The sequence below is a fragment of the Ectobacillus funiculus genome, from assembly GCF_004138295.1.
Lineage (GTDB): Bacteria > Bacillota > Bacilli > Bacillales > Bacillaceae_G > Ectobacillus > Ectobacillus funiculus.
This window is the reverse complement of record NZ_SCFM01000040.1, coordinates 21220-47356: the sequence shown is the minus strand read 5'-3', so window position 1 is coordinate 47356 and position 26137 is coordinate 21220. Positions and strand designations below refer to the sequence as shown.

The window sequence follows — 26137 nt, the reverse complement described above, 5'->3', positions numbered from 1 at the left end:
AGACATCCAAGCGAAAATAGAGATTACGTGCTAGAAAGGAGGATACAGCAAATGAAAAAATGGCTTTTCCCTTTGTTGATTATTTTTGCCATTATTATCACCGGGTGCTCAAACCAGACATCAGTTCAGCCAAAAAAGGGCAGCAAAACCATTAAGGTAGGCATCAGAAATTCAGAGCTTCGGACCTGGGAGTTTATCAAGGAAAAGGCTGCCAAGGAAGGCTTAACCATTAAATTAGTCAATTTTTCTTCTGCCTATGATCCTAATCAAGCCTTAGTAGAAGGCGATATTGATGTAAATGCCTTCCAGCATGTTGCCTATTTAGATGCATTTAATCAGAAAAATGGGACTGATATTGTTCCAATTGGCACAACGATCATCGCTCCGCTTGGTTTATACTCTGTAAAATATAAGTCAATCAACGACATTCCGCAAGGAGCTCAAATCGCTGTTCCGAATGACCCGCCTAACTGGGGACGGGCACTTTTACTCCTGCAGGAAGCAGAGCTGATTCAGGTCACAGATGATTTCGACGGCAATGGCGGGCAGGATAAGATTAAGGAAAATCCTAAAAAGTTTAAGATTATCCCGGTTGAGGCAGCGAATACTCCTCGCGTGATGCAGGATACTGCCGGAGCTATTATTAATAACGGTATTGCCGTTGAAGCAGGTCTCAGCCTGAAGGATGCTCTGATTCATGAAAGCAAAACCGCCAAGCCCTATATTAACGTTATCGCTACTAATAAGAAAGATCAAAACAGATCAGAATTAAAAAAATTGGTATCTATCTATCAATCTGAAGAAACAGCGAATTTCATTACAAAAACGTATAAAGGCAACTATATCCCTACATTTATTAGTTTAAAGGAATTAAGCACGTACAAAGAAACCTTTAAAACAAAGTAGTTGGAAAGAGGAGTGAGGCAAATGACAAAGAAAAGGCAGATAAAGCTTGCTGCTTATTTAATTGGAACAGGGATGCACGTTGCCTCATGGCGGCATCCAAAAGCAAAGCCGAACGCAAGTATTGATCCAGCCGCTTTTATTCAATATGCACAAATCGCAGAAAGGGGAAAATTTGATCTTGCCTTTATCGCTGATAGTTTGGCGGTAAATAAAGAATCACATCCCCAGATTTTAAACAGGTTTGATCCAGTTGTGATTATCACGGCAATGGCGGCCGCTACGGAAAAGATCGGGATCGCAGGAACGGCTTCGACAACGTACAATGAGCCTTACATACTAGCCAGGCAATTTGCGTCAGTTGACCATGTCGGCGGAGGGAGAGCGGGTTGGAATATGGTGACGACCGCAGATGCAACAGGGGAAACAGCTTTAAACTTCAGCCTACAAAAGCATTGGGAGCATGACCACCGTTATGAGCGTGCCGAAGAATTTGTTGATGTGGTAAAGGGATTATGGAACTCATGGGAAGATGATGCTTTTATATACAATAAGGAAACCGGTCAGTTTTTTGATTCTGAAAAAATGCATGAGCTTCAATATAAGGGCAAGTATTTTTCGGTTAAGGGTCCATTAAATATCGCTCGCTCCAAACAAGGGCAGCCAGTCATTATCCAGGCAGGATCATCTGAGCCAGGCCAGCGTTTGGCGGCACGGACAGCAGAGATTGTATTTGCCCACCGTGACGATATGGAGGAAGCGAAACGATTTTACAAGCAGTTAAAATCAAGGCTCCCCGAATATGGAAGAAGCGAAGATGAACTGCTCATCCTTCATGGTATTTCACCGATTGTAGGGGAAACGGAAGAAATCGCACTGGAAAAATATAATGAATTGCAAAAAGGGCTGGATCCATATGAAGCTTTGAAATTTGTTTCTGGCTATATGGGCAATGTGGATTTTTCAAAATACCCTTTAACTGCTTCGGCAAAAGAAGTCGAGTTTCCACCAGTGAACAGCATTCAAAGCCAGTTCCTTGAAATGAAAAAAATCATTGATGAGGAGGATTTAAAGGTTGGTGAACTTTACACAAGGTTTTTCGGGGCAGCAAAAAAAGACGGCTTTATCGGAACTCCTCAACAGGTGGCAGATGAAATGGAAAAATGGTTTACTGAAAAAGCTGCAGATGGATTTATGATCCAATTTCCGCTGCTTCCTTATGACCTTGAAGATTTTGTTGAGTTAGTCGTTCCGATTCTGCAGGAAAGAGGGTTGTACCGCTTTGAATATGAAGGTGACACACTAAGAGAAAATCTTGGTCTCAAAATACCGCAAAACCAATTCATACAGAAAAAGCAGGAGATTCAAGGTTAATCTGTTAAGAGAATTATTTTTACAGTCTTATTAAACTTCAATTATCATTTAAATAGTTTCGTCCTGACTTAGATGATGAGAATGCCCACTAATAATCTAGTTCACAAACCTCCTGATACGATTTAAATGAATGCCTTAAGCTTAAGAGGGATGCAACCGTTGAAAAGGTGCATCCCTTTTTCTTACTGCAGGAAAGTATACATTTCCAGCTAGAAGTGAATTCGATGTAGTCGGGGACTTTAAGAAAAGATTGTTGACTTTTAACAAGCACGAAAACTTTGGTTATAATAAATTTAAAGAAATCAATTAGGAGTGTGTTTGACCGCCTGAAATCCTTTCGTAATCTACTAAATCACATCAATAAAATTGACACTCGTCAGCAAGAACAGTTGTTTTGGACTTTGAAAAATAGGCTCTTTCCACTTGTTCAAACGGTTCAATTGTGAATGAAATGAGAGAAACTCGTCTTAGAGGTGTTTGTTAATACCACTCTATGTGAACACCATTTAACAAACCAACAAATTGTCCTGATTTTATAATCTGAAACAAAGTAAGGGAGATTCACATGAAAAAACAGCGTAACATTATTTTATACATTGGTACTTCAATTGACGGGTATATTGCAAATACTGATGGCACATTAGAATGGTTAGAATCAACAGAAGTAGAAGGAGACTCTGGCTACAATTCACTCCTTGCAAGAATTGATACCGTTATTATGGGAAAAGCAACTTATGATGTCATTCGTGGATTTGATATAGAATATCCGTATAGTAATTATAAAAATTATGTATTTACTAAATCTGTGAGTGGAACGGATGAATATGCTTCATTTATTGATGAAGAGGTCAAAACTTTTATTGAAAATTTAAAACAAAAGCCTGGTAAAGATATATGGTTAATTGGTGGAGGAAATTTAGCTCGTGAGTTTTTTAAGGAAAACTTAATTGATGAATTCCAACTAGCCATTGCCCCTATTATTTTAGGGAAGGGAATCTCCCTCTATACTGGAGATGATATTACTTCAAAATACACATTAACGAAAGCAGAAAAATTAGGTCAACTTGCTATGCTTCATTATGTGAAAAAATAATTTTCATCATCTTTCCCTTTTTAGTAGGGGAAGATTTTTTCCTTTTTAACTACATTTTTTACCGAAACCCATTCGGAAATTAATACATGTTTATATTTATATAACTAACGCATGCGTATTAAAAAAGACTGTTAGTTTTATACAGTCTTTTTTAATACGCAAATATCAACAGTTTAGTTTAACAGAACCTATTATTTTGCTGCCCATCAAATTAATACTTTAAAGTTTCCTATAACACAAACGAATGATCGACCATTTACCCAGGATTGAAGGGGGTGTTTTGGCTGATTCTGTCATGAATATGGTATTCAGCGCAACACTTAGAATGAGAGAGCAAGAAATCGAATGAGGGATCGCGTGAATCTTGCTATAATGTGCATACCGAGAAATGAGGTGTTAATATGAGCTTTTTAAACGAAGAGGTCATGTGGGATGCTGTGATTCATTGCCAAGAAGCATACGATGGTCTGTTCTTCTATGCGGTTAAGTCCACAGGAATCTGTTGTAAACCTTCTTGCAAATCAAGGGTTCCTTTAAAGGAAAATGTGACGTTTTATAGTTCTGTGTCTGCAGCGATGGCGGATGGCTACCGCCCTTGCAAACGATGTCGGCCCAACCTTCTGCAATCAAACGAAGAAGAGTTGGTTCAATCCATCAAACAGTTGATTGAGCGGGACTATCATCATGCCTTGACCTTAGAGCAAATTTCCTTACATGTTGGGGTGAGCAAATACCATCTGCAACGGGTCTTCAAACGAAACACAGGCATGTCTCCATTGGAATATGTTACAAAATTGCGGATCGATGAAGCCTCGACACGTCTCCAAACCACAGAACAGACTATAACAGACATTGCCCATGACCTTGGCTACACAAGCTCCGCTCATTTCTCCAATGTGTTCCGTCAGCAAACGGGTTACACGCCATCGGAATATAGAATGCGGAGGTAAATCATGAAATTAAAAGATGTACTAGCGTTATTGGGACTTGCAGGACTATGGGGAGCTTCTTTTTTGTTCATCCGCATTGCGTCACCTGTATTTGGGCCCTTCCTCACCATTCAGGGAAGAGTTACCGTTGCGGCAGTAGCTTTGCTTTTATATTTGATGCTCACAAAACAGTCCGCCCAGTTCCAACAACTGTGGAAGCAATATTTAATCATTGGGGCATTAAATGCGGCTATTCCTTTTACGCTGATTGCAACAGCTGCTCTTCACCTAACTGCTTCTATGTCAGCTATTCTTAATGCCCTCACTCCATTGTTCACTGCTTTAGTTGTATGGGGATGGATGAAGGAGTCGCTGAGTTTGCGAAAGTGGTTTGGTATTATGATGGGGATATGCGGGGTTGTCATTTTAGTGGGGTGGAGTTCTATGCCGTTTACCACTGAGACACTTATCGCCGTTTGTCTTGCAGTCTTATCGACCATTTCCTATGGTTTTGCAGGCGTGTATGCAAAGAAGGCTTTTGCAGGTGTTCCACCGCTTTCGTTAGCTACGGGGCAACAAGCAGGAGCATCGCTTCTTCTCTTGCCGTTTACACTTACACATCTGCCTGCTTCCACAAATTCTATATCGGCCGTTGCTGTTTGGTCAGTCATCGGATTGGCTTTATTTTGTACAGCTATTGCGTACCTGTTATACTTCTATCTCATTGATAGCATAGGACCAACCAAGACATTAAGTGTTACTTTTCTCATTCCTGTGTTCGGAATGATTTGGGGGAGTTTCTTCCTCCATGAACAGGTGACAGTAGGTATGGTAATAGGACTCCTTATCATCTTGGCAAGCGTGTTCCTGATTTCAGACATTCGCTTACAAGCACTGTCTTCACACAAACGAGTGCAGATGTAAGGGAACTTCCAAAAAAAAAGAATTGTTGGAGGAATTCTTGCTAGTTTGATTATGAATAATAACTAGTTTTTAACTTGGGGTTAGACTAGTAGAATAAGACAATCTTTTTAAAGCATATCTTTAGAAAAACATAAAGGTGTGTGACAGTATTGCGTAAGAAAAAACAAAATCAAGTTGTTTTCTACACAATTAAAGGTTCCACAATCAAAACATTTTTAATCCTCGATTGTATTACTAGTACAGGTCTTTATTATGTAATTAAAATGATTTCATCAAGTGCATTAATTGGATTTGTGGGAAGCATTGTTGGAACTGAATGCATTAAAAAGCATCATGGTTTTATGAAACGAATTAAGATGTAGATGTAGTAGTATCCTTTCTATTGATTAAAAAATCATTAGTATAGGTACAATGATCGTAGAATTATGTAGTATATTAGAATAGAACAATGAAAAACATCTCTTATACCGTACTCCATTGGATACGACTATATAGAGGTGTTTTTTGTCTGAAAAAACAATTGGGAAAGATAACTGTGTTCAGCAGCCACTCGAAAACAGTGGATTCGAGACTATATTCATTATTACGATAAAACACATATTTAAAAGAAATGAAATGATCTCTCATAAGGGTTCTTCCAAGCCTTAACGTTTCGGTCTGGTTTATATAAAGTTTCCTTACATAATAAACGGGGGAATTTCTACTTTGCCCGGTTGATGTTTGTAAAAGCCATTCTTGTTTCCATGGTAAGGAACAGGAGATATACATAAACAGTTTCTGATAGACATAGGGTATTTTTCTTTAGGTTTGTTAGAAATGTATTCATAATAGTTGGCCTCCTTGTGTCTAGTAGGGATACAAGTATCATACTATTGTTTGTCCATACAGTGTGGGTCTGTGTCAGGTTTTCTCTCATGGTTTTTGTATCCCTTGCAGATTAAGAAAAGGGGACGAGATATAGGAAACTATGCTGCAGGCTGCCGGAGTTGTAATGGGGTTTTTTGTGTCTAAAAGAATTGTTATGTAAGGTGAGGGAATTCCACGTTAATAAAAAACATAACCCTTTACATGAATGAATTTACTCAGTGGTTTGAAATTCACGAAGATGAAGTTAAACGAAATGGCTCTAATGTAAACGAGGAAGGGGAATCTGGAGCTAGTGTGTCGGCAGCAGGGTAAGGGGTGTTAGAGGGATCTATATAGCTTTATAAATAGACAAAAAGGCTTCAGAAGAGGAAGCCTTTTTGCTTTTACAGCGGAACCTTAATTTGCTATTACCCAACAGTTTTAACATTATGTCATCAGCAACTTCGTTTCCTTTTGGTTGGTCTTAACGGTTTGCTGAGACAATTTGGAGCATTCACTAAAAGCAAACTGTTTACAACCTATACACTTTTTAGTCTCTAATTGTGCCAATGAGTAGTTGATTGCGTCGCCAGTATGCTCAAAGAAGTATTTTTCGCCGATCTCCCGATGCAATCCGGTTTTCCAAAGCAATTCCTTTGGTTGTTGTTGAATACCAGAGATAAGAATGGTCCTGTTTTGTTCCTTGAATTGTTTCACAATATTTAAAAGCATTGCTTCCCCAGAGGTATCAATAAAGGAAACTTTACTCATGCGCAGTAGTAACACTTTTGGCTTAGATTGAAGAATATTCTCAATCGATTTTTCGAATACTTCGGTGGATCCAAAAAATAACGAGCCTTCGATTGTGTAAATGTTGATTTGAGGACAGTTAGATCCTTTTTCAACAATCTCGGGTTTTACCTGCTTATCAGATGGATCCGGCAACACTTTTGAAATGATTAGAGCCGCGCTCATTTTCTTTACAAATACAATAACGGCTAAGAGCAATCCGACTCCAACAGCTGTTGTAAGGTCGGTAAAAACGGTCAGAAGAAACGTAACAAGCAGCACTGCAGAATCAGCTGTTTTGGTTTTGAGCACATGTGCAAATTCTTTTCGTTCGCTCATATTCCATGCTACAAACATTAGGATAGGCGCCATGCTTGCCAGCGGAATATGAGACGCATAAGGTGCTAAAAGTAGTAACACAAGCAACACAACGAGGCCGTGTATAATTCCGGACATAGGAGAAACTGCCCCGTTTTTTATATTAGTAGCCGTTCTTGCGATCGCTCCTGTGGCGGGAATCCCGCCAAATAATGTTGTAGCAATATTAGCTACCCCTTGTCCGATCAGCTCTTTGTTGCTGTTATGTTTACCGTTCGTCATACCGTCTGCTACAAGGGCAGATAAAAGGGACTCAATTCCCCCTAGCATTGCAATCACGCAAGCAGCAGGGAAAAGCATGACAATCGTTTCCCATGTGATATCAGGAAATTGAAAACTTGGTAATTGACTTGGGATTGACCCAAAAGTCGAACCGATGGTTGCGACTTGATTTGGAAAGAAGAAGATAGCCACTACACTAGATACGCTTAGCCCCAGTAACGCTCCAGGAATCTTGGGGAAAAACTTTGGCGTTAAGATAACAATCGCTAGGGAAATGCAGGCAGTCATTACGCTGTATATATTTATCGTTTCTAGATTCATGATGATTTCTCTCATATTCAAATGAAACTCTTCATGTTTTTCAATATTGCGAAGTCCTAAAAAGTTCGCAATTTGCCCAGAAAAGATAATAACGGCTATTCCTGCAGTAAATCCAATCGTAACAGGACGGGGGATGAATTTAATAAATCTCCCAAGCTTGAAAACTCCCAGCAGAATGAGGATAATTCCTGCCATAAATCCGGCAATTAACAGGTTCTCATAGCCATATTGCATGACAACTCCAAACAGGATAGGCACAAACGCCCCGGTCGGGCCCGCAATTTGATATTTGGAACCGCCTAAGAGAGAAACAAGAATTCCGGCAATAATCGTCGTGTAGATTCCGTACTCCGGTCTTACCCCGGAAGCAATGGCAAAAGCCATCGCTAAAGGAATCGCTACAATCCCAACTATTAATCCAGCAACGAGGTCTTTCTGAAAATGGCCTACATTGTATCCATAAAATCTGTTAGAGGTATTCATTTATAACATCCTTCCTTTACCTACTAAGTATTTCATTGTTTTCAGAATTGACATTGGCATATCCATCGACAACAAGATCTAATTTACCCGTTTCAGGGTGGATGACCATACCATGCACGGCAATCTGATCTGGCATTAAAGGATGATTTTTGATTAAATGGACACTATTTGTGACACTCTCCGCTACACATTGAAAGCCTGTCAGCCATGTAGATAAATCAATCCCAGCGTTCGATAGGGTATCGATTCGCTCTTCGCTAACCCCATTTTTCTTTGCTGCTTCAAGAATGGAAGAAGATTGAAGACCTACCATGCCGCATCCATGATGTCCAATTACACATACTTCTTCAGCTTTCAATTCATAAATGGCTACAAGAATACTGCGCATAATACTGCCAAAAGGGTGAGAGATAACCGCTCCAGCGTTTTTAATAATTTTAGCATCCCCATTTCTCAATCCCATTGCTTTTGGAAGCAATTCTAATAAGCGCGTATCCATGCAAGTGAGGATGACTAGTTTTTTATCCGGATATTTCGTAGTGTGGAATTCTTGATATTCTTTTTGACCTACAAAAGTATTGTTGTAATCTAAAATTCTAGAGATAGTAGACATTTATTTTTCCCCTTTCTATTTTTGGGTTTTCTCTCAACATCAAAATTTGAAGTAAGTATCCTGCAAAAAGCTATGTAAACATGTAGATTTCTAAGCTCTCTCCTTTCATTTATGCTTAACCTTACCTTAAGGCTTTTAAATTAGAGGGAAATAATAGAAAGATTAGAAAATGATGAGAAATTCGTTAGAGATCAAAGAAAGAGGGAGAACTTCTAAAGCTCTCCCTCTACTGCTTAGATCCTGATTGTTTACTCAATTCTGCTTTGTTTCATTTCACTTCCACTGGGAAGATCAATCATCCCACGATATGGAAAGAATTTCTCCGGTATAGGCATTGATATCTACGTCTACCGCTTCTTTTTTATTTGTTTCAACTTCTATTTCATATATAAAGGAACCATTTTTATCCTCTAAAGCAATGCTATTGAATGTTCCTTTTACTTTAGAAAGGGCAATTTCTTTTGCGTTATCTAAACTAATTGCCACTTGAGGCGTTGCATTGTTGGCCAACTCTTCATCCTTCTCTTCTCCAGAAGCAAGAGCGGCACTCACTCCGTTTTCAATGTTTACTGAATGTTTAGATGTATCTTTTTTCACTTGTGTTAAATGTAAAATCGTCCCTGAATAAGCATCTACTTTTAATGCATATGCCCTATGCTGATCTTGTAAATCTACTATGTATATTTGATTTCCGTCTGTTTCACTAAGCTTTATATCCTTGATTGTTCCTGGATATTTTGTTTTAATGCTTGTTTTTATTTTTGCAGCAGTCAACATCTCTTGGTCCTTATTTGCAAATAGTTGCTGAACATCGGTAACAATGAACACAACTATGAGAAGACTGAAAAGAAAAACAAATGTTTTGGGGTTCATATGATTTCACCTGATAAGAAAGTTTTCTTTCAATAACAAACATGATATTTTCTCTTAAAAAGCATGAAAAATGGATGAGAAATCATTGATTATTTCGGTAAAGTTACAGTAAAGCTGGTTCCTTCTCCTTCTTTGCTAACGACATCTATGTTTCCTCTATGAGAATCTACAATTCGTTTTGCAATTGCTAAACCTAGCCCAGCTCCGCCAGTTTCTCGGTTTCTCGCTTTATCGACCCGATAGAAGCGATCAAAAATATGGGGGATATCTTCCTTCGGTATACCGATGCCATGATCCTTTACGGTGAGAAAAATGTGATCGTTCTCATAGCCAACATGTAGCTCAATAGATGATGTACTGTATTTTAACGCATTATCAAGCAAGATAAATAATAGTTGCTTCATTTTCTGCTCATCTGCACTTGCAATTACTCTATCATATCGAGCGTATACAGAAATGTTCTGGTCATAAACATTTTTAAGGAGTTTACTTGTTTCTTTACTAAGGGAAACAAGGTTTACCTCTTGTATATCTAAATTCCATTCTGCATCATGATTTGCAAGCATCAGCATTTGCTTTGTCATTTCTTGCATTCTGACAGCTTCTGAATAGATTGCTTCCACAGATTCTTCTAATAGATCGTGGTCGTTCATTCCCCATCGTTTCAGCATGCTTGCGTAGCTTTCAATGATAGTTAGCGGTGTTTTTAATTCATGAGAAGCATCAGAAACGAATTGTTGTTGTTTTTCAAAGTTTTTTGCCAAAATATCCATCATCTTATTAAACGTGCTTCCCAATTTATATAATTCATCCTTTGATTGTGTTTTTAGCTCAATCCTTTTAAATATGCACTTTCGTTGAATCTCCTCCATCGTTTCAATCATGGAATTGATTGGTTTTAAAATGATATTGCTGAGCATTCTGCCAGCTAAAAATGATGGAATGAGAACAACAAGTGAAGCAACAGTTAACACGAGTTTCAAGATTTTCAAACTGTCATATGTAGATGCCAAACTTTCTGTAACTTCTAACATCACAATGCTTCCATCGCTCCATATGATTGGAAAACTTGCAATGGCATATTGAATTTTATTGATTGGTTTTAATTCAACTGATTGTGAGTTTTTAAAAGTTGGTGTAAGTTCCGTAAATTTCGTTTCTTTTGTAATGGTTATAATGGAATGTGAGTCCTCATTCACAACACGAATCATTCCATCCAACGGTAAACGTGCTTTTAAAATATCAGATACATTCGTGTGACTCGTAGCAGATTTCACTGCTGCAGCAGTAGTTTCAGCCTGTAAACGAACATGATTTAATTTATCGTTCGTTGTAATTTTGTAAAATAAAAAATAAATGGATGTATTAATTACAAGGCTGATCAATAGCAGCCAAACAGTTGAGAACAAATGGATTTTATTTCGGATATTCATAAAATATTATTCCTTTACAACATATCCGACTCCACGCACTGTATGGATAAGTGGAGAATCAAAGGAATAATCAATTTTCTTGCGCAAGTACCTAATATATACATCTACGACATTTGTCTCTCCATAGTAATCAAAGCCCCAGACATGCGTTAAAATTTGCTCTCTGTTTAGTACTTGATTTTGATGCTGCATCAGGTAAACAAGCAAATCGAATTCTCGAGGCGTCAATTCAATATTTGTGGTGTCGCGTGTTACCATTCGTGTTTTTTTATCAACCTTTAAATCTGCCACAGTTAAAATTTGCTCGTCTATCCGTTTTTCCATCATTTGATTGATTCGTAAACACGCACGGATTCTTGCCAACAACTCCTCAATTTGAAACGGCTTTGTGATATAATCATTCGCTCCATGATCAAGCCCGCTTACCTTATCAGGAATAGAATCCCTTGCTGTTAATAAGATGACAGGTGTCATATCCCCTGAAGCCCGAATTCTCCGAAGTACTTCCATCCCGTTTAACTGAGGTAACATAACATCTAGTAATACAAGGTTCCATTGATTGTTACTAAACTTTTCAAGACCTGTTATGCCGGTTTCAGCTGTTTCCACCTTGTACCCTTCGTGTTCAAGCTCTAGCTTAATGATTCTCGCAATTTTTGTTTCGTCTTCAATAATTAAAACTTTTTCGTTATCCATGAATTAAGTCACCATCCTTATTGCTGTTCCTGCATTTGTTAATTTTTCCACTTTAAAAAGTATTAATTTTTAGCTGGAAGTGAGTCCGGCGTAGTCAGAAATTTTAGGAACACAGTATAAGTAGGGCTGCTCTTCTGTCTTCGCCTAGGGGAGGGGACAGGGCTCACCAAAAGTGTGGTTGTAGTGCTCAAAATTTAACAAACTTTTCTACATTTAATTGGTACTAGTTAGATAATATAATACATTTATACTTATAAGGTACTTATTTACTATTTTGGTATATATGAGAACCTTATTTTATATATCCTCTAACTGTCTCGTCTCATACAACAAAGAGTTTTGGTGCAAAAGCATTAACATAATCTTTTTTCTTTATAACCGGTGAAATGAAGAAATATTATATTTTTATCTTTGTAGATGAATTTATTAATAATGATGGCACATTACAGCGAAAGAGAACCGAAAAATACAAACATCATTTAAGTGTGAATCTTGCGGTTAGGAAGACAACGCTGACATAAATGCTTCTAAAAATAGAAAAGGCTTAGCAATCGCAAACGGATTCACCTTGCAGGAGGTTTGCTGCAAAGTCGTTTGGACTGCCAAGCGTTGGAATGACGGGCGGAGCCTAATCAATTAGAGGCTGAAAGGTTTTTATACTTAGGGATCCCCTACCTCTAAGCGTGGCGTAGGAGGGGGGAATTCAATGTTTTGTAAGTTACTTTTTAGTTAATAACTCCGCTACTAACACATATCTTTTAGGTGCGTCTCCAATGAAGCTAAATGGGTAGCAGGTTGTTACTGTTAGAGTGCTTTTAGGCTTTGGTACAATGACGGTACGGTCATTTTTATCAACAATTCTCACCTTTTTAACTTTATACAAAAATTCCCCTGCCTCGGTGGTCACGATCAATGTATCATGTTTGCCGACCTTGTCTAACTCCCGAAAGACTGTATCCCGATGTCCTGATAGTACTGCATTATTCTTGTTGCCAGGTAGGACACTACGTGCGTAATGTCCCACCCCTTTTTTTAAGATTTCTTCATCGGTTCCTTGATAAATCGGGATTGACCGTTCTAGTTTGGGGATTGTTAAAACTCCAATTTTTTCTCCGATTTCAGGTGTATCTTCATGTAGCTTTTGTATACGATGATTCCCCTGTTTAATATCGCTTTGGTTCAACATCCTTTTAGGCTCCTCATACATCGTCAGTCCTTTTGTTAACCAGTATGAATTATACAGTAGTATGGTTAAGCCCATGAGGATGACTCCTGCTGAAACAAGTCTTTGCCACATACGTATAGTTAAACCTTTTCTGGATTTTTGAAGCGAACGTAAAACAACGACCCGAGTAAAATGAGGATGAAGCCTACCATTATATTGCGTCCATAAGGAGAAGCTGTATTCGGCAGCTTGCCAGAATGCAGCTGATCCGTTAATTCACCTGCCAAATCCCCAACATCGGCTAATTCACTTCCAGAATCTAAAAGGAAGTCAGAACTTAGCATTTCCTCTGATAACTGCATATCAAGAAGCAGATTTCCTTGTAAATCAGATAATTCGACTAGCAATTGCTTCCCGTTCAGTGTCTCAAGCTTCATCAGATCTTGGAACGAGACAGCGGTCTTCGTTCCGTTTTTCCCTGCGAGATAGAAATTCGCTTTCAGGTGGAACGCATTCAGCATGTCTTTCCAAATATCTGCCAACGCTTGTTCTTGTTCCGGAGTTAATTGCGTTAAATCTTCCATTTCCATAAATGGCGCTAAGTTCTTTTCGATGTTTTCCATTTCTGTTTCTAAGGCCGTTTCGTCTAAGGAGATCAGATAATTAAAAAAACGGTCAACTTCTTCTTCCGTTAATCCAATCTGGGAGAGGAGTGCCTCTGATTCTTCCATTTCCTCATCGTGGTTTACATAAAAATCAACAGCATTATCTAAGTCTTCAATAAATTTATAATCATCTAAGCTCTCTCCAAACTCCGCTAATAACGAGTTAAGTTGTTCACGAGTTAAGCTGTAGTCCTTGAGCAAATCGTTCAGATTCTCGTCTGTGATAGGAGTTCCTAACATAGCTTGTAAATCCTCGGCTGTCTCAAAATCATCTAGGTTCATTTCATAAAAGGACAAATAGTCTTCTAGTTCCTGCCGGGTCCATCCCAGCTCATTCAGAATCTGATTAACTTCGCTCTCAGGTGGTGCTGCCAGAGTCATGTGACTCGTCACCGGGAGTAACATTAAAAACGTCAGGGTAATAGCTAATACTTTCTTCATACGAACTCCTCCATAGTATAAATGTTCAACAGGTATTATCATCTGTTTTGGGTTGGGAATTCATACAAGAAATTGTTAAAAATTCCATTATGTCATTCTGCCATTTCGCAAGCATCTCAATGTTCTTTATTGAATGGATGGACAGTGTCATTAACAAAGAATTAATACAATCTTACTTTACAAATAATTTTTACAGGAGTATATTATCTAGAGAATTAACTTAATATCTACATTCAATCATACCTTATACCGCTTAATCCATAAGGAGTGGGGGACCCATTTTTGTGCATTGTCACTTGGGGTGAATCCTTCGAAAGAAGGTAGGGCTACTCTCAAAGCCCGAATCCGACAGCTAACCTCATCAGCGTTTGGAGAGGAGGTTTGCTTTGTGTTGTCTGAAAAGAACACTGAGAACCGCCTTAGTGTTCTTTTTGTGTTGATCAAAAGATAAATTTATGGTATTAGGCGTCATTAAAGGATGATTGTATCACAGTCGTTGTAGTTGAACGGATTAGATTTGTAGTGTAATAGATTGATTCTTACTTTATAACTTTATGGAGGGAAACGTTGTGCGTTATTCCATGTTAAAAAAAGCATTGATTGGAAGACCACTCAAAACGAGGGAATTAGGAGAACAAAAACTAGGGAGATTAAAGGCTCTTGCCATTTTATCATCAGATGCTCTTTCTTCTGTCGCTTATGGACCAGAGCAAGTTTTACTTGTGTTATCTACCATTGGTCTCATTGCCTTTTGGTATTCGGTCCCGATTGGCATTGGGGTGTTAGTTCTTCTAGCTGCCCTGATTTTGTCATATCGCCAGATCATTTATGCGTATCCCCACGGCGGGGGTGCTTACATTGTCTCAAGAAATAATCTAGGGGAAAATGCTGGGCTTATTGCTGGAGGGTCTTTATTAGTTGATTATATTTTAACTGTATCTGTAAGTGTATCAGCTGGAACAGATGCTATTACATCAGCGTTCCCGCAATTTCATGATCATAAAGTGGCAATTGCCTCTGCATTAGTTGTATTAATTACAATTTTGAATCTCAGGGGTGTAACAGAATCAGCCTCTGTTCTAGCGTATCCTGTATACTTATTTGTGTTGGCGTTACTTATTCTCATCGGTACAGGAGTGTGGCAAATACTAAGCGGGCAAGCACCAACTAATGTACATACACCAGTAGGGACAGTAGTTCCTGGTATTAGTTTATTTTTATTACTCAGGGCCTTTTCATCTGGTTGCTCTGCTCTTACCGGAGTAGAAGCGGTTTCGAATGCCGTCCCTAACTTTAAAGAACCTGCTGCAAGAAACGCCGTCAGTACATTAGTGATGATGGGATTCATCTTAGCCATTCTTTTCTCTGGTATTATGTTTCTCGCCTATTGGTTAGGAATCACACCTAAACATGAGGAAACAGTAGTATCGCAAATGGCATCTGCAGTATTTGGAAGAAATTTTATGTATTACATTGTGCAAGGAACTACTGCTCTGATTCTCGTACTTGCAGCGAATACCGGTTTTTCTGCTTTTCCGTTGCTAGCGGTTAACTTAGCGACAGACAAGTACATACCGCGAATGTTTCTGATTCGCGGTGATAGACTTGGCTATTCCAATGGGATTATCATACTTGGTATTGCATCTATTTTGCTGATTGTTGCTTTTGGAGGGGAAACAGAACAACTCATTCCGTTATACGCAGTTGGTGTATTTATTCCTTTCACACTGTCGCAAACAGGTATGATCGTAAAATGGATCAGAGAAAAACCTGCTAGTTGGCTGTATAAAATGATTGTCAATTTAATTGGCACATTGATTTGTTTAACGGTTGTGCTCATCTTCTTCATTACAAAATTTGCTCAAGTCTGGTCTGTCCTGATTTTCTTGCCAATCATTATCTACGCGTTTCATAAAATTAAAAATCATTATGAGGCCGTGGGAGAACAGCTGAGGATCGCACCAGGTAAAGAAGAAGTCTTGCAGTGGGAAGGAAATGTTGTCATTGTGCCCGTTGCAGGGATTACAAAAGTAGTCGAAAATTCCTTGAACTATGCCAAGTTAACCGGTGATACGGTCATTGCCGTTTATGTCGCTTTTGATCCTGAAAGCGAGAAACGGATGGAGGAAAAATGGAAGGAATGGAAGCCAGATATTCGTCTCGTCACGCTACATTCCGAATATAGGAGTTTGACGAGACCTATTGCTAGGTTTATCGATTTGGCTATGAAAAAGGCTGCTGAAAGCAATCACACAGTAACCGTACTGATTCCACAATTCATTACAAAGAAGAGATGGCATGATGCATTGCATAACCAATCAAGTTTACTATTAAGACTTTACCTTATTTATCAAAAAAATGTGATTGTAACTACCGTACCTTATAGACTAAAAAAATAGGACTATACAAAATATAAAAGATTTTAACTCCCGCTTCCAAATTTTATGTCAACTGAACTAACGATAAGAAAGAGGGGAGACTCCTCTTTCCTACTCTTTAATAAGCTCGTACCTTTGTGGCAATCCTTCAATTACTTACCGGTATGTATTCGGGCTCTATCTTCTAAAAAGCTATTTGGAAGGAGTAACGATCGGAAAAATCCTCTTAGATGCACGTAACGAAGAGGATAAGAGGAAGTCATTGGTATTATCTTATAATGTGATGTATTAAGGGGGATCTAAATGGAAAAGGAATTATTAATAAAAATAGGAAATACGATTAAAACAACAAGGATGAGTAATGGGCTTTCTCAGGCGGATCTTGCTGAAAAATCTCAATTGCATAAAAACTTTATTGGAATGGTTGAGCGAGGCCAGCGTGGTGCGACAATATCATCTTTGCAGAAGATTTGTCTCGCATTAGGGTTTTCCTTAACAGAATTCTTTCAATCCTTGAACCTATAAAATCCGGATCATATTTCACAAATGACTCTAGTGCAAAAATAATAGGATAGAAATATAGAAGAGATAAACAAGAATGTATTACAGTTTAAGATCAGAATGCTTATGTGAACACAAAAGTTCTCCAGGTCGTTGAACTGGAGGGTTTTTGGCAGTCTCTTAAATACATCGACTCCCGATACTATTTTACAGATTTTCCGAACGGGAAAGCCCACTCCTTTAGGTGTGGGATGAAAGTGAGGTCAAACAAGGCGTACCTTTAGGTACGTCAATTGTTTGATTTTTTTATTTTTTCTATTCAAACTACTTTTCAAATATTTCCTTATTTTGTATAATAAAAACAGAACGTATGTACTAGTGGTGAGGGAGTGAACATACACAAAGGATATAAGTTTAGAATCTATCCCACTGAAGAACAGAGAATATTAATACATAAAACGTTGGGATGCTGTCGTTATATTTGGAACCTAGCTTTAGGTGCTCAAAAGAAAAAAGATGCTTATTGATATATAACTGAGGAAATGGTTCAAAACGGACAACTTCTTGAAAATCGATGGAAATCGGATTTTTTTAATACAGCGAAAGAACAAAAAGAGTTAACAGAACTGAAAAAACAATTGGATTGGTTGAAAGAAGCAGATTCTACTGCTTTGCAAAACTCTCTACAAGATTTAGGGGAATCCTTTAAAAAATACTACCAAAAGAAGAAAGGGAAACCCAAGTTTAAAAGTAAGAAAAATGAGGTGCATTCCTATACATCCAAATGTAACTATAGTAAAAGTGGTCCAACGATTCGAATTGAAAAAGACCGTTTTATGAAAATCCCAAAGTTAGGGCTCGTTGAATTTGTTTCCACTCAACAAGTAAAGGGGAGAATTTTGTCTGCTACAGTCAGTATGAATGCAGCAGGAAAGTATTTTGTTTCGCTCCTAACAGAGCAAGAAATTGAATTTGTACAACCTTCACTCTTTCAAGTGGGTATAGATGTTGGATTAAAAGATTTTGCTGTATTTTCTGATGGAACGAAAGTTAAAAATCCAAAGTGGTTAAGGAAATTAGAAAATAAACTAGTAAAAGCACAACAAATTCTATCAAGACGAAAATACAATAGCTCTAATTGGAATAAACAACGTAAAAAAGTAGCGAAAATTCATGAGAAAATAGTCAATGCTCGTACAGATTGACCGTTGAGAAACGTTATGTCTAACGGCGTGGGGTCTAGAATCCCACTGCTTCAGCTGTGGGAGTGTCAATTCAAACCAATAATCAGAACAGAATAGGCTTTGCTTGACTTCGGAAAAGTGGAGATGATGTAAACTGAACATGTATAGAGTATACAACATAAGAAAAGCTCCTAAGGTCTGCCATTTTGGGCCTTGGGAGCTAGACATTGCCCTGGAAAGTTATATTTTTTTACAGTGTAAAAAAACTCCCTTATAGTAGGAGCCCTTCTATTGGTTATTGTTGTCCTTTTCTTAAGCTCTGAATGAATTTGAGTGTGTCATTATATAAACTTAATTGATATCTATAGGGCTCTAATTCTGATGAGATATTGATTTGTATAGAAATCGAAGATAAGTCTAAGCCGGATTTAAAAATCGTAGGATCTTGATAGTTTGCAGGCTCCTCTTTGAGTTGCTTTTCTATGTATGCCCCTATCATTTGTAATTGAGTAGTCCATTGTTGTTGGTCAAGTTTTGAAATAAAATCGGTTTTGGACCAATCACTGAATGTGTCTAGTATATTGGAAATATAAGTATATCCTGTCTTTAACTGCGAGAGGAACTGTTCGTTTTGTTTTAATAGTTGTTTTTTATTCTTAACAAATGGATTTAGTTTCAAACTTTTTTCTGCCATCCTAAAATCTTTTTGCACCTGATGAAGTTCCTGAAGTAGCTTTGTTATATCAGTTCTTAAATGTTGTCCTTTAACAGGATCACAGTTAGTATTTACCCAATGAGCTGTTTTTTCAAGCAGTTGTACAAGATGAAATCCAAATTGACGTAATGTCTGCTGAGCCTCTTTCACATAATTGGGTGGAAAAACCACCATATGAATGATAATAGCAATCAGTGCTCCTATGATAGTATCTTTGATTCGATCTGAGACATAATAATTTGTTTTATGCACGAAGACAAAGACTAATAAAATGGTTAAAGCCACTTGATGTATGATGGTTTTATGTACCCTTAGTATCACTGGGAGCAACATTCCTCCTAACAGTAATAATCCTATCGTCCATCCGTTTATCGCTAAATGGCTAATAATAAAAATGGTAACAGCAATTCCAAAAATAGTGCCGATAATTCTGTAGAAAGCATATATGGCAGAATGCTGGACAGTTTCTTGTATAGAAAGAATAACGGTCAATGGTGCCAAATAGGGATGGTTTGATCCTAGCATTTTCGATAATTCCCATGATACTCCGGAAGCTAAAGATATTTTTGTTATTAATATTAGTCCTTTTAATAGCCCGGTCTTTTGTGTACCTATATTTTTCTTCATAAAAACTCCCTTGTTCGAAGCATAATTTTACCTATATTTTCGATATGTTATAGCTCCTTCAGCTCGATACTACTTACTATGCATTAGAGAGAAGCAATTTATTACAATTTTATTTCACCGATGCAGCAGATAGTCGAACTTCCAGTGATGAATGATAGCCTAACGGTAGCCCAACTAAAAAAAGAAAAAACCACATTACAAAATGCGGTTTAAACTAACTCAATTCGATTAGTAGTGTTTTTGTGACTACAGTCTATAATAAGAGTAGTAATCTCCGTTGCGACTATAGTCATCATATTTATGCTGAGCTTGGTAATCTTTTTCGTGGTCATAGTCATCGTATTTATGATGGGTATGATAATCTTTTTTGTGGTCACAGTCATCATATTCATAATGGACGTGGTAATCTTTTTTGCGGTTACAGTCATCGCATTTATGATGGGTATGATAATCTTTTTTGTGGTCACAGTCATCATATTCATAATGGACGTGGTAATCTTTTTTGCGGTTACAGTCATCGCATTTATGATGGGTATGATAATCTTTTTTGTGGTCACAGTCATCATATTCATAATGGACGTGGTAATCTTTTTTGCGGTTACAGTCATCGCATTTATGATGGGTATGATAATCTTTTTTGTGGTCACAGTTGTCATCTTTTTTGTAGTAAGGTTCGAAACAGCATTTGCAATGACATTTTTCAACATAGTATTTTTTATAGGAATAGTCATAGGACTTTTTCTTTTCCTTAGGACAACAGCTGCAATTTTCTCTCCCACTCCAGAAGCATCTCATTATGTTCCCTCCCTGAATCTGAAGTTTTGTCGTTACATTATAGCGTATGCATGTCTAATTGTAATTGCTAATGTTTTTGTGCATAAATTTAGTGGGAGAGGGCTGATGTCCGTTACTTTTGCTTTCGAATATATGTCAACAAATAGCTCCCAAAGGGTGGTTTTTTACACTTTAAGAAAGGATAAATTTCTAGCCGGAAGACAATGCGACGTAGTGAAAAATTTTAGGAGTACAGTATAAGTAGGGCTGCGTCTCTGTCTTCGCCCAAGGGCAGGGTTCGCCAATCCGCGCGAGTTTTCTTTATTTTTATAACGTATAAAAACGTTCAAACGCGTGTGCTACCTCATCTAGGGATATAAGACGTATTTGTGCATTTTATAACTGAACCTTTTTTCATTCTTTAGAAGGGTTCCCCCATATAAAAAAGCAATGCCTTCGCAGATGGCATTGTTTTTTTGGGCCTGTTTTCTTTTTTATTTTCCAAATAATTTTGCAATCCGACTTTGCTTCTCTTCAGTAGCTCTCGATCAAAAGCTTCCTGTCTTTTATTATGTTCTTTTAGGCGTATGAAGTGTTCTATCATATCGTTGTAACGTTCATTTTATGACTGTAACGGTTCTTTAGCTCGTGATATCATCTTCAAACCCCATGTCATTGCAGCTTTTACAGACCGTTCTAACGTCATATTCGGTTGGCTGCTAAACTCTAATAGTTTACGCGACATGACGAATATGCGCAGTTTATCCACTAAAATATTGATATTTATTACTTTCACCTATACCTTATCTACAAAACTAGCATATGATGTACTAACGATGTGCTAACTAGCTAATTAAGGGGGTGAGTTATTATAAGTTACGATAGTTATAATAGAAATAACGTTGCTGGAACTAGTAATCTTGTGCAATTCTTTAGAACATTAAGTCCAGGGACTCGTGTTGTTTTACAATTTGATGCCCAGAGACCCGCAAGCGGCATTTTTCAAGGATTTCAAAATGGTACAGTACTTCTTACTAATTTTAATGGTTTTCCTGGTGTTGTTCGTATCGCAATAAGAAGTATTAATGCTGTTTCTGTTGGATAATATCATTAATATAAAAGCTGGATACGAATAGTAAGAAAAAAGGGGATGTATAAAATGAACTGCCCCCCCAATTGTTAGACACGTCTAACAATTGGAGGTGCGGTTTTTCTATGACCAAATATACATTGGAGACAAAACTAAAGGCTGTTCAAGAGTATTTGGAGGGGAAGGATTCCTACAAGGGCGTAGCTCGAAAACACAATTTGAACACGACAATGTTGAAGAAGTGGGTAAGGCAATTTCGTAAAAATGGTCCGACAGCCTTTCGACAACGATATACAAATCACTCTTTGGAGTTTAAAATGGACGCACTGAATTACTTAGAACGAACAGGGACGTCTACGACAGAAACGGCAGTGGTTTTCAACATTCCTTCTGACAGTACAGTATGGAAGTGGAAGCAATTGTTTGATACAGGAGAGATTGATGCTCTACAACAAAAGCAAAGGGGCATCCATCATGAAGAAGAAAGAACAGAAGAATCAGCCTGTACCAGGCTCTTTAGAGGCATTACAAGTGGAGAATAAGCGTTTACGTATGGAGAATGCATACTTGAAAAAGTGGTTATGTGGTTAGCTAGTAGTGCAAATAATAACCAATTCAACTGTTTTTAAAACAGGAAATGAACGAAACCTGAAGTTAGCTCCTAATCTTTATGAACAACCTAAATCAACTGAGGGAAATCTTATATTCATTATTACGATACAGAGCGTATATAAGATTTAATTGGATGATAAATGGGGGAGTTTCTACTTTGCCCTGTTGATATTTTCAAAGGTCATTCTTGTTTCCATGGTAATAAATAGGAGATATACATAAACAGCTTCTAATAAACAGAGAGTATTTTTCTTTAGGTTAGCTAGATGCAACTTCATATTGGTCATCCTCCTTGTGTTATGGCTAGTAGTGATACAAGTATCATACTATTGATTTTCCGAACGATGTGAGTTTATGTCAGGTTTTCTTTCATGATTTTTCAGGATGTCGGAGTCGTAACGTCTTTTTGTGTCTAGAGGGATTGTGATGTAGGAGGGAATTCGGCTTTTTATGACCCTATTTACTTTTAGTACAGAGATTGATAACATGCCCATGCCTAACCGCAAGGGTTTACGAAGATCATATGAGGAAGAGCGGATGAAAAAAAGCAGCAAGTAGGACAGGGAAGGAGTTAGTGCAAATTCCTTAACTAACCTATTTTTTAAGATGATTCGGAGTTGTAATTTCAATTGCTGTAATAATTTAAGTAAGTTAAAACTTATTATCAAGAAAAATGGATATTATTTTTATATTTAGATGTAAGCCAAAAAAGAGAGCTTCCTAGTTCAAGCTAGAAGGCCATCTTTTTTGGATGATGTAATTCCTTGTTTAACCACATCTTTCGGCTGTTTACTGGGTTAAAATGCTGGAATCTTACTTTCTAGAATCTCAATTTCATCATCTGCTTGTGGATTGTACCCGATGCGAGCTGCTCGATCATGCACCGCAAAGTTACTGAATCCAATGAATTGGACAGTAGTTGCTTTTTTCTAAATTGTAGTTGTTATTTTAATAACTTATTCCGGATACTTCGTAGCTGAGTTTTAATAGTATTCACCGATTTATGAAGCATCTGTGACATTTGTGTTTTATTATATCCTTTTTCCCGTAATTCGTAGAGTTCTCGCTCACTTGGCGTAAGGAGCATCAATTGGATTTCGTGCCGCATTACTGGAGCGGCATCTGGATGAATAGAAGGCACATCGGCATAAGCTTCCCGTATGGCCTTTACAATATCCTGAAAACTCGACTTTGTAATATAATTAACGGCGCCGTTTTGAAAGGATTTTAAAATAATCTCTTTATCTGTCAGGGAAGTAAGCATAATGATTTTAGTGTTTAGCTCTTTATTCATCGAAATATCCCTAGTGGCGTCGAGGCCGTCCAGTTGATTTTCGGTCAAATTGATATCCATTAAAATCACATCGATTTCCATCGTTTGGAAGGCTTCCAGGGCTTCCTGCTTGGTAACAGCCGCTTTGACCACTTGAATATCTTCTTCCTTGTTTAAATCTGAAGAGAGCTGTTGACGCCAAAATTCATCGTCCTCGACCAGCATGACTCTAATCACGTGTCCCATTTGTGTCCCCCCTTGTTAGTAGAATCAATTTCAATTAGTGTACGACAATAGTTCAAGTTACGGGAGGGTGAAATTCTGTCACCCCCTGGGCAGAGGAGTTCAATGAATCTGTTCTCCAATGTAGAACCCGCTTTCGAGGAAAGCGGAGCTCCATAAGGGTGCCTTCCCCCGGCTCGCTTTTTAGAATTTGCAGGTTCCCTCCATGCTTTTGCATGACGCTGTAACAATAGCTAAGACCTAGTCCATAGTGGGATGGCCCTTTTTTTGTAGTGAAAAAAGGGTCGAATACTTTAGTGGAATTTTCCTTTGAGATGCCGGTTCCATTATCCTTAACCCAAATGATCACGTCTTTCTTCCATTCAGCTAGGGTAATCTCCAAACAACCCTTTCCTTCCTCCATTGATTCAATCGCATTCAGGCAGATATTACTGAAGGTTTCCCGGATATGTACAGGATCGCAAACAAGCTCCGGGTCTACCCGATAATCCTTGAGAAATAAGATATGTTTTTCTTGCAAAATGGCGCCTAGGGAGGATAGTTGCATGTCTAACAGCGCCCTCAGCTGCTGAGGTTGTTCCTTTAAGATGATTTCATCCGCTTTTTCCTTCATTCTGGTGACCATGCTCAGCATGTGATCCGTAACCTTCAGTATGCTTGCAATGTCTTGCAATGCTTCGTCCTTACAATCTTTGGAGATAGAATCCCTGATTTTCTCGCTTAAGTAATTGATTTTTTGTACTTCATTTTTCAATGTATGGTTAAGGATGGCAGTCCCCTGCGTGAGTGATCGCATAGAAAAATCCAATTTTTGCTGTTCAATGCGCAGCTTGATCCCCATAAATCCATATCTCAGACTGAAGTAAATAAAAAACAGGATGAGCCAGATGACAATGAGAAAATTAAGCTGCCATAAATTATTGCTTGATATTTCCAAGCTCCTTTTACCAATTAGGAAATAATTCAGGCCATAATAATCCGAGGCGTACACAAAGCAAATGGCGATGACCACAAAATTCGTTCTGAATCGATTTCTCCTGTTGGAAGGATTGTTCTCCCTTATATAACTGATCGTATAAAAGAGAACACCGCCACCAAAATAGGCGCCCGATAAAATTTTGAAGAGAGTTCCTCCGAATTTTGCCTCTGGGTAGATGGGCGGAACATAAATAATGTAGAGAATAATCGGGATTAAAAGGAGAAGTGCCAGCCCATTTTGCAGTTTGCGTGAAAAACGATCTGTAAAAACAATCCCACTCATTAAGAATAGGTAGGGGAGAAAGTGGTATTCTATTCCCCAAAGTACAATCGTCATAATGCGGATGGACTCAATCACCCAAAAAGATCCATCCTCCTGTTCCCGCAAGAATGGGAGCACGGTTTGGTTCACCACAACAGAAAAGCTGGCAAATCCTGCGATAATGAACAAGGCGCTCATCCAACAGGTATATTTATTTTTATAGTTGTTCACCAATAAAACGGTTCCAATGATCCATAACCCAGTGAACATGCCTATATAGAATAGAGTCATGCAGATATCCCCCTTGAAATAGTTTCTCGTGATTTCCTTATAGGATATTTCCTAATGTGTATATGCCTAATAAAATTTTAAATATTTTGACAATTACAATCGGAAAAGTAGTATATATCGTATTTGCCATGTTGAGCCTAGTGGAACCTTCCAGAATGTCCCGGTATGATGATTAGCTTAGGGCAGGGGGTGATAATAAATCATCCTCCCTTTATCAAATGACTCCTTTTATAATCAAATTGTCAGATCAGGAAAAAAAATTCCTGGTTGATCGAAGGCCAGTCGGCTTTCAAATAAAAATATTAGGAGGAATTAAAAATGACAGAATTAAAAAAAGAAGAGCTTCAAGAGCTAATCCCTTCCATGAGTGATCAAGAGTTGGAACAGGTAGCAGGCGGCCGGCCTTGCGGTTGGATTTGTTCCTATACATTGGACTGTGATTGGAGCACATTTGGCTGCGGGTGCTAACAAGAATGAAGACAGGGGACTCCCCTGTCTTTGGTAATTAAAGACTCAGCAAAGAGTAATAGAAAAAAGAACGTGCCATGAACCAGAATGGCTATGTAATAATGTCTTCTGAAAATATTTCTATTTGCTAAGAAGATGCTTTAGTTAATTCTCCTAATCTAATATTATAAACTGTCCATTTAGAATTGGCTATATTGGATTTGGGGAATTTTTATGGTTTTTTAGAGACTAAATAAAGCCTATGCGGGGCCATGCAAGAAGGGGAGATCATAAACCATCCTTCTTCATATAAAAGTTTTCCTTAGGATGGGTTTACAGATGCAGAAGCAGTGCTGCCTGCATAATCAAAGAGCCGAATGGCCCTAGAGAAACTATAGGGAGGAATGCAAAATGGCGGAATGGAAAAAGGAAGAGCTTCAAGAATTGATCCCTTCTATGAGTGATGAAGAATTGGAGCAAGTGGCAGGAGGAAGACCTGTCGGCTGTGGTTGGATTTGCACCTATACATTAGATTGTGAATGGACCTGTTAGAAGAAAAATTGATAGCACGGCAAAGTTGGAAAAGGAAGACCGTTTAATAATTAACTTCTTTT

General features: G+C 38.1%; 24 protein-coding genes, 2 pseudogenes and 1 riboswitch. Of the genes and pseudogenes, 14 read left to right on the top strand and 12 right to left on the bottom strand.

Annotated elements, in window-relative coordinates; genetic code table 11:
* Positions 1-51 precede the first annotated feature (51 nt).
* The 7 genes and pseudogenes from EP737_RS19920 (at position 52) to EP737_RS19890 (ending at position 5585) form a co-directional block, all read left to right on the top strand.
* Positions 52-906, top strand: coding sequence for a MetQ/NlpA family ABC transporter substrate-binding protein (locus EP737_RS19920; RefSeq protein ID WP_129730231.1), 855 nt, complete (start codon positions 52-54; stop codon positions 904-906).
* 21 nt (positions 907-927) lie between these two features.
* Entirely contained in the window at positions 928-2277 is a 1350-nt protein-coding gene (locus EP737_RS19915) for an LLM class flavin-dependent oxidoreductase (protein ID WP_129730229.1), read from the top strand.
* A 326-nt stretch (positions 2278-2603) separates the two neighbouring features.
* Positions 2604-2743 (top strand): annotated as a pseudogene (locus EP737_RS19910) (IS1595 family transposase); the annotation flags it as partial.
* A 99-nt stretch (positions 2744-2842) separates the two neighbouring features.
* The gene (locus tag EP737_RS19905; protein ID WP_129730227.1) at positions 2843-3370 is read left to right on the top strand and encodes a dihydrofolate reductase family protein; all 528 of its coding nucleotides are present in this window, start codon (positions 2843-2845) and stop codon (positions 3368-3370) included.
* Between the two features lie 401 nt (positions 3371-3771).
* Positions 3772-4320 carry a bifunctional transcriptional activator/DNA repair enzyme AdaA gene (locus EP737_RS19900; protein WP_129730225.1) on the top strand — a complete coding sequence of 183 codons (549 nt, stop codon included), beginning with the start codon at positions 3772-3774 and terminating at the stop codon, positions 4318-4320.
* Between the two features lie 3 nt (positions 4321-4323).
* Complete coding sequence (locus tag EP737_RS19895; protein ID WP_129730223.1) at positions 4324-5223, top strand: DMT family transporter; 900 nt, start codon at positions 4324-4326, stop codon at positions 5221-5223.
* A 140-nt stretch (positions 5224-5363) separates the two neighbouring features.
* Positions 5364-5585 carry a hypothetical protein gene (locus tag EP737_RS19890; protein ID WP_425455937.1) on the top strand — a complete coding sequence of 74 codons (222 nt, stop codon included), beginning with the start codon at positions 5364-5366 and terminating at the stop codon, positions 5583-5585.
* 931 nt (positions 5586-6516) lie between these two features.
* Here the strand turns inward: EP737_RS19890 and EP737_RS19885 are convergent.
* From EP737_RS19885 to EP737_RS19855, 7 genes are all read right to left on the bottom strand, one after another.
* Positions 6517-8262, bottom strand: a complete 1746-nt coding sequence (locus EP737_RS19885) for a SulP family inorganic anion transporter (RefSeq protein WP_129730221.1) — start codon at positions 8260-8262, stop codon at positions 6517-6519.
* 16 nt (positions 8263-8278) lie between these two features.
* A complete protein-coding gene (locus tag EP737_RS19880; protein ID WP_129730219.1) occupies positions 8279-8875 on the bottom strand; it encodes a beta-class carbonic anhydrase in 597 nt (198 codons plus the stop codon).
* A gap of 291 nt (positions 8876-9166) precedes the next feature.
* Entirely contained in the window at positions 9167-9649 is a 483-nt protein-coding gene (locus EP737_RS19875; RefSeq protein ID WP_205650986.1) for a PepSY domain-containing protein, read from the bottom strand.
* Between the two features lie 188 nt (positions 9650-9837).
* Complete coding sequence (locus EP737_RS19870; protein WP_129730215.1) at positions 9838-11181, bottom strand: sensor histidine kinase; 1344 nt, start codon at positions 11179-11181, stop codon at positions 9838-9840.
* A 6-nt stretch (positions 11182-11187) separates the two neighbouring features.
* A complete protein-coding gene (locus tag EP737_RS19865; RefSeq protein ID WP_129730213.1) occupies positions 11188-11877 on the bottom strand; it encodes a response regulator transcription factor in 690 nt (229 codons plus the stop codon).
* A 718-nt stretch (positions 11878-12595) separates the two neighbouring features.
* Positions 12596-13174 (bottom strand): class D sortase, encoded by a 579-nt coding sequence (locus tag EP737_RS19860; protein ID WP_129730211.1) that lies wholly within the window; start codon positions 13172-13174, stop codon positions 12596-12598.
* A gap of 8 nt (positions 13175-13182) precedes the next feature.
* Positions 13183-14148 (bottom strand): processed acidic surface protein, encoded by a 966-nt coding sequence (locus EP737_RS19855; RefSeq protein WP_165350871.1) that lies wholly within the window; start codon positions 14146-14148, stop codon positions 13183-13185.
* Positions 14149-14388: 240 nt separating this feature from the next.
* A riboswitch (cyclic di-AMP (ydaO/yuaA leader) is annotated at positions 14389-14529 on the top strand.
* 200 nt (positions 14530-14729) lie between these two features.
* Between EP737_RS19855 and EP737_RS19850 the strand changes: the two genes are divergently transcribed.
* The 4 genes from EP737_RS19850 (at position 14730) to EP737_RS19840 (ending at position 18232) form a co-directional block, all read left to right on the top strand.
* Positions 14730-16547, top strand: coding sequence for an APC family permease (locus tag EP737_RS19850; RefSeq protein WP_425455938.1), 1818 nt, complete (start codon positions 14730-14732; stop codon positions 16545-16547).
* Between the two features lie 282 nt (positions 16548-16829).
* A complete protein-coding gene (locus tag EP737_RS19845; protein ID WP_129730205.1) occupies positions 16830-17051 on the top strand; it encodes a helix-turn-helix domain-containing protein in 222 nt (73 codons plus the stop codon).
* A gap of 365 nt (positions 17052-17416) precedes the next feature.
* Positions 17417-17554, top strand: a complete 138-nt coding sequence (locus tag EP737_RS26335) for a helix-turn-helix domain-containing protein (RefSeq protein ID WP_246040320.1) — start codon at positions 17417-17419, stop codon at positions 17552-17554.
* Positions 17555-17569: 15 nt separating this feature from the next.
* A complete protein-coding gene (locus EP737_RS19840; RefSeq protein ID WP_246040319.1) occupies positions 17570-18232 on the top strand; it encodes an RNA-guided endonuclease TnpB family protein in 663 nt (220 codons plus the stop codon).
* A 274-nt stretch (positions 18233-18506) separates the two neighbouring features.
* On the opposite strand, the gene EP737_RS19835 is transcribed toward EP737_RS19840, so the two are convergent.
* A complete protein-coding gene (locus EP737_RS19835; protein WP_129730204.1) occupies positions 18507-19553 on the bottom strand; it encodes an FUSC family protein in 1047 nt (348 codons plus the stop codon).
* Between the two features lie 209 nt (positions 19554-19762).
* The gene (locus tag EP737_RS19830) at positions 19763-20209 is read right to left on the bottom strand and encodes a hypothetical protein (RefSeq protein ID WP_205650985.1); all 447 of its coding nucleotides are present in this window, start codon (positions 20207-20209) and stop codon (positions 19763-19765) included.
* 1333 nt (positions 20210-21542) lie between these two features.
* Between EP737_RS19830 and EP737_RS19825 the strand changes: the two genes are divergently transcribed.
* On the top strand, positions 21543-21959 hold the full coding sequence (locus tag EP737_RS19825; RefSeq protein WP_129730200.1) for a helix-turn-helix domain-containing protein: 417 nt from the start codon (positions 21543-21545) through the stop codon (positions 21957-21959).
* 867 nt (positions 21960-22826) lie between these two features.
* Here the strand turns inward: EP737_RS19825 and EP737_RS19820 are convergent.
* The 3 genes and pseudogenes from EP737_RS19820 to EP737_RS19810 form a co-directional block, all read right to left on the bottom strand.
* Positions 22827-22943: pseudogene (locus EP737_RS19820) on the bottom strand (HU family DNA-binding protein); the annotation flags it as partial.
* Between the two features lie 29 nt (positions 22944-22972).
* On the bottom strand, positions 22973-23548 hold the full coding sequence (locus EP737_RS19815) for a response regulator transcription factor (protein WP_129730198.1): 576 nt from the start codon (positions 23546-23548) through the stop codon (positions 22973-22975).
* A 52-nt stretch (positions 23549-23600) separates the two neighbouring features.
* Positions 23601-25076: a sensor histidine kinase gene (locus tag EP737_RS19810; RefSeq protein WP_129730196.1), complete on the bottom strand. Its 1476-nt coding sequence runs from the start codon at positions 25074-25076 to the stop codon at positions 23601-23603.
* A 318-nt stretch (positions 25077-25394) separates the two neighbouring features.
* On the opposite strand from EP737_RS19810, the gene EP737_RS19805 reads away from it, so the two are divergent.
* Both EP737_RS19805 and EP737_RS19800 read left to right on the top strand, forming a co-directional pair.
* Positions 25395-25544: a type A2 lanthipeptide gene (locus tag EP737_RS19805; RefSeq protein WP_129730194.1), complete on the top strand. Its 150-nt coding sequence runs from the start codon at positions 25395-25397 to the stop codon at positions 25542-25544.
* A 390-nt stretch (positions 25545-25934) separates the two neighbouring features.
* The gene (locus tag EP737_RS19800) at positions 25935-26075 is read left to right on the top strand and encodes a type A2 lanthipeptide (protein WP_129730192.1); all 141 of its coding nucleotides are present in this window, start codon (positions 25935-25937) and stop codon (positions 26073-26075) included.
* Positions 26076-26137 lie beyond the last annotated feature (62 nt).

Bases quoted from the DNA above. Each gene is read 5' to 3' on its own strand.
- EP737_RS19840 (WP_246040319.1), top strand. From the start codon at position 17,570: ATGGTTCAAAACGGACAACTTCTTGAAAATCGATGGAAATCGGATTTT.
- EP737_RS19870 (WP_129730215.1), bottom strand. From the start codon at position 11,181: ATGAATATCCGAAATAAAATCCATTTGTTCTCAACTGTTTGGCTGCTA.
- EP737_RS19815 (WP_129730198.1), bottom strand. From the start codon at position 23,548: ATGGGACACGTGATTAGAGTCATGCTGGTCGAGGACGATGAATTTTGG.
- EP737_RS19825 (WP_129730200.1), top strand. From the start codon at position 21,543: ATGACCAAATATACATTGGAGACAAAACTAAAGGCTGTTCAAGAGTAT.
- EP737_RS19810 (WP_129730196.1), bottom strand. From the start codon at position 25,076: ATGACTCTATTCTATATAGGCATGTTCACTGGGTTATGGATCATTGGA.
- EP737_RS19905 (WP_129730227.1), top strand. From the start codon at position 2,843: ATGAAAAAACAGCGTAACATTATTTTATACATTGGTACTTCAATTGAC.
- EP737_RS19805 (WP_129730194.1), top strand. From the start codon at position 25,395: ATGACAGAATTAAAAAAAGAAGAGCTTCAAGAGCTAATCCCTTCCATG.
- EP737_RS19855 (WP_165350871.1), bottom strand. From the start codon at position 14,148: ATGAAGAAAGTATTAGCTATTACCCTGACGTTTTTAATGTTACTCCCG.
- EP737_RS19885 (WP_129730221.1), bottom strand. From the start codon at position 8,262: ATGAATACCTCTAACAGATTTTATGGATACAATGTAGGCCATTTTCAG.
- EP737_RS19865 (WP_129730213.1), bottom strand. From the start codon at position 11,877: ATGGATAACGAAAAAGTTTTAATTATTGAAGACGAAACAAAAATTGCG.
- EP737_RS19830 (WP_205650985.1), bottom strand. From the start codon at position 20,209: ATGACAACTGTGACCACAAAAAAGATTATCATACCCATCATAAATGCG.
- EP737_RS19915 (WP_129730229.1), top strand. From the start codon at position 928: ATGACAAAGAAAAGGCAGATAAAGCTTGCTGCTTATTTAATTGGAACA.
- EP737_RS19860 (WP_129730211.1), bottom strand. From the start codon at position 13,174: ATGTGGCAAAGACTTGTTTCAGCAGGAGTCATCCTCATGGGCTTAACC.
- EP737_RS19845 (WP_129730205.1), top strand. From the start codon at position 16,830: ATGGAAAAGGAATTATTAATAAAAATAGGAAATACGATTAAAACAACA.
- EP737_RS19895 (WP_129730223.1), top strand. From the start codon at position 4,324: ATGAAATTAAAAGATGTACTAGCGTTATTGGGACTTGCAGGACTATGG.
- EP737_RS19900 (WP_129730225.1), top strand. From the start codon at position 3,772: ATGAGCTTTTTAAACGAAGAGGTCATGTGGGATGCTGTGATTCATTGC.
- EP737_RS19920 (WP_129730231.1), top strand. From the start codon at position 52: ATGAAAAAATGGCTTTTCCCTTTGTTGATTATTTTTGCCATTATTATC.
- EP737_RS19880 (WP_129730219.1), bottom strand. From the start codon at position 8,875: ATGTCTACTATCTCTAGAATTTTAGATTACAACAATACTTTTGTAGGT.
- EP737_RS19800 (WP_129730192.1), top strand. From the start codon at position 25,935: ATGGCGGAATGGAAAAAGGAAGAGCTTCAAGAATTGATCCCTTCTATG.
- EP737_RS19835 (WP_129730204.1), bottom strand. From the start codon at position 19,553: ATGAAGAAAAATATAGGTACACAAAAGACCGGGCTATTAAAAGGACTA.
- EP737_RS19850 (WP_425455938.1), top strand. From the start codon at position 14,730: ATGTTAAAAAAAGCATTGATTGGAAGACCACTCAAAACGAGGGAATTA.